The sequence below is a fragment of the Arsenophonus endosymbiont of Bemisia tabaci Q2 genome (assembly GCF_902713415.1).
Taxonomy (GTDB): domain Bacteria; phylum Pseudomonadota; class Gammaproteobacteria; order Enterobacterales; family Enterobacteriaceae; genus Arsenophonus.
The window spans coordinates 1-2,693 of the sequence record NZ_CACTIE010000040.1 but is presented as its reverse complement, the minus strand read 5'-3'; the positions used below and the strand labels follow the sequence as shown (position 1 = coordinate 2,693).

Annotated in this window: 6 protein-coding genes; 1 reads left to right on the top strand and 5 read right to left on the bottom strand. The window is 36.5% G+C overall.

Features of this window, described 5'->3' with window-relative positions; genetic code table 11:
- The 5 genes from ARSQ2_RS02650 to rpoE form a co-directional block, all read right to left on the bottom strand.
- A partial coding sequence (locus tag ARSQ2_RS02650; RefSeq protein ID WP_238334266.1) for a MucB/RseB C-terminal domain-containing protein occupies positions 1-853 on the bottom strand: 853 nt, incomplete at its 3' end.
- A gap of 218 nt (positions 854-1,071) precedes the next feature.
- Complete coding sequence (locus ARSQ2_RS12310; protein WP_255487219.1) at positions 1,072-1,227, bottom strand: hypothetical protein; 156 nt, start codon at positions 1,225-1,227, stop codon at positions 1,072-1,074.
- Positions 1,197-1,286, bottom strand: a complete 90-nt coding sequence (locus tag ARSQ2_RS14540; RefSeq protein ID WP_420837722.1) for a hypothetical protein — start codon at positions 1,284-1,286, stop codon at positions 1,197-1,199. The genes ARSQ2_RS12310 and ARSQ2_RS14540 overlap by 31 nt, the downstream gene beginning before the upstream one ends.
- The gene (locus ARSQ2_RS02645) at positions 1,249-1,713 is read right to left on the bottom strand and encodes an RseA family anti-sigma factor (RefSeq protein WP_238334264.1); all 465 of its coding nucleotides are present in this window, start codon (positions 1,711-1,713) and stop codon (positions 1,249-1,251) included. Before ARSQ2_RS02645 ends, ARSQ2_RS14540 begins: the two co-directional genes overlap by 38 nt.
- A 34-nt stretch (positions 1,714-1,747) precedes the next feature.
- Entirely contained in the window at positions 1,748-2,323 is a 576-nt protein-coding gene (rpoE, locus tag ARSQ2_RS02640; protein WP_181994269.1) for an RNA polymerase sigma factor RpoE, read from the bottom strand.
- A 248-nt stretch (positions 2,324-2,571) separates the two neighbouring features.
- Between rpoE and ARSQ2_RS12305 the strand changes: the two genes are divergently transcribed.
- On the top strand, positions 2,572-2,693 hold a 122-nt coding region (locus ARSQ2_RS12305; RefSeq protein WP_238334265.1), incomplete at its 3' end, for an FAD-binding protein.

Sequence of the window (2,693 nt, the reverse complement as noted above, 5' to 3'; positions counted from 1 at the left end):
CAGAGACAATCCGAAATTGCTTCGTTGTTTCTCGGATACTCAACCCTTCTTCTTCCATCGTAAATATCACTTTACGTCTAAAATAAATTGAATAGCTCATATAAATAATGTCATCAAAATTAAGTCGCTTAGCTATAACTGTCACTTCGTATTGTCCTTTTATCACCGTATAAATAGTTAAACCACCTTTACGAAATGGTTTTTCACTAAGTTGATGCGTACCTGCTTTAGTAACATTAATAGAAAAACTAAATAACCGATCACTAAATAACATGGTCTCTAAAGATTCATTAGTAGCAATCTCTTTACAACTACGAAAAATTTCTTCAAATCCCAACGGCAGTTGGTTTATTTGCCAGTTAAATCGCTTAGTGATCGATTTAGGGATAAGTAATAAGGGAGGCATATTTAACGATGCGATCACATGCATTGATTTCAGCAACGCTTGACTATTAAAAGCCACAGAGACAACTCTAAATTGCTCTAATATTTCATTCTTACTATCTAAAAGATCAATAGGCAATGGTAACTTGCTTTTTTGATCAATTAAGAAGATATAGCTAAAACGTGAATTATCTTTCGGTATAACACGAATAACCTGACAGCTTATATCACCAATATGTGTTCTACCTAACTTAATGAAATTATAATAGGATTGCAGTTTAGCAAAATTAGCAAACACTACCGACGGCAAATAATCAACGATATAAGTGCCCTCTAAGCTAAAAGAATCAAATCCTGGCTCAAAGTAGCTAACTTGATTACCTTTCTGAATAATTTCACGACGAAAATTATTTATCTGCATCATTTGAGAAATTGGTTGATTGTCAATAATGACATGACGATATTTGATCGGGGTTATACCTTGTCGATTAACAATAATAAATGATAATTGGTAGGGGTAAAGACTTTACTGCGTTACCCATATCAATTCAATTAATAAAGTTTCAACCGATAATTCTTTCGCATAGGAATGTAAAGGAAACAATAAACGGCCCAACAAAAAAAGAGGGCGGATAACCAATGCTTCATTACTACTATACTACTATTCTTACTATACTACTATTCTTATTATTCTGCTCTTGAGTAAGATTTTTCTGCTACTGGTGAAAATGATGTTACACTTTGATTCAGCATTGAACGACGCTCAAGCTCATATTGTTGTAACATCAGACCAAGCCCGCGATTACGTTGTTCTAGCTGCTCGGTTTTTGGATGAGCAAACAATTGATCATTAGATACTGATCATTAGATACATTTAAACTCACAGGCGACGCAGACCCCATGATAGGTACCCGCATTAAATATGGGTGAGTCAGATTTGACATCAGTTTCTATGCTAGACGTATTATAATTCTGAACACCTGCAATAATAGTTACGGCAACGCTCGCTGCGAAACCAACTTGGGTCATCTTGTTAGCCCAAGGGCAAAGCTTACGCGAAAAAGGCATTAAATACCAGCTAGCAGTCACAGGTTGTGACTCCGGTATTGCATTAGGCGCAATTTGGATAGGCTCACTTGCCAGCGCCTGCTCTACTTTGTCGGTAATATCAAGATGGATAACTTCATTGATCTCGCCTCTCAAACTGTCGCAGATAAGATGGTAGCTCTCCCATCGTTTCTGTAACGCAACATCTTGTAAAATGGTATGGATCAATTCTGAATCAAAGATCTCTCCATTTATTAAAGCGGAAAGTCTCTCTCTATGCATGCCAAAGTAACCTTCAGTAAAATGTGAACCACATTTAATTTCGTATTAGCGGCTGCACTTTATTATCAATAGCTTCTCTTGCTCGAAAAATGCGAGAACGAACTGTACCAACAGGACAATCCATAATAAGCGCTATCTCCTCATAACTTAGTCCATCTAACTCCCTAAGCGTAATTGCCAGACGTAAATCTTCAGGAAGTGACTCTATAGTCCGGAAGACTACTTTTCTCAATTCTTCTGACAACATTAAATTCTCAGGGTTAGAAATTTCTTTTAATGCATTAGAAGCCTCAAAATTCTGTGCATTAACTACATCCAAATCATTCGATGGCGGTCGACGTCCTTGGGATATAAGATAATTTTTTGCTGTATTTACAGAGATCCGGTAAAGCCAAGTATAAAATGCGCTTTCACCACGAAATGAACTGATAGCGCGATAAGCTTTAATAAATGCCTCTTGAGCTACATCCGGTACATCTCCCTGCGGCACATAACGAGAAACAAGGCTCACAACTTTATTCTGGTATCTGATAACCAGTAAATTAAAAGCTTTTTTTTCCCCTTTTTGTACCCGTTCAACCAACACCTGGTCTGTTAACTGCTCGCTCATTCGAGGTCACTTCTCCCGAAAATAAGCCTCATATTTTCCTTATTTGAACCCGCCATGTTTTCTCTCATTTGTAAGCAAGCATCTTTTTGAGTGACAAAAACTCGCAAAGTTCCAGTCAATTTAAATTATTTAGATTTAATCTAAGCTAAACCATAAGAAAAGTTCTTTCAAGGCCATCGTATTTACTCTAAATAAAAGAATAGGCTAACATGGTAATTTACTCTATTCCTAAACCTTAGTAATAAAATATTATGCCATCAACACAACATTATACGGATATTTTAATCATTGGTAGTGGCATCGCCGGTCTGTCGTTAGCACTTCGATTAGCACCACAATACCAAATAACGATACTTAGTAAAAACATTTC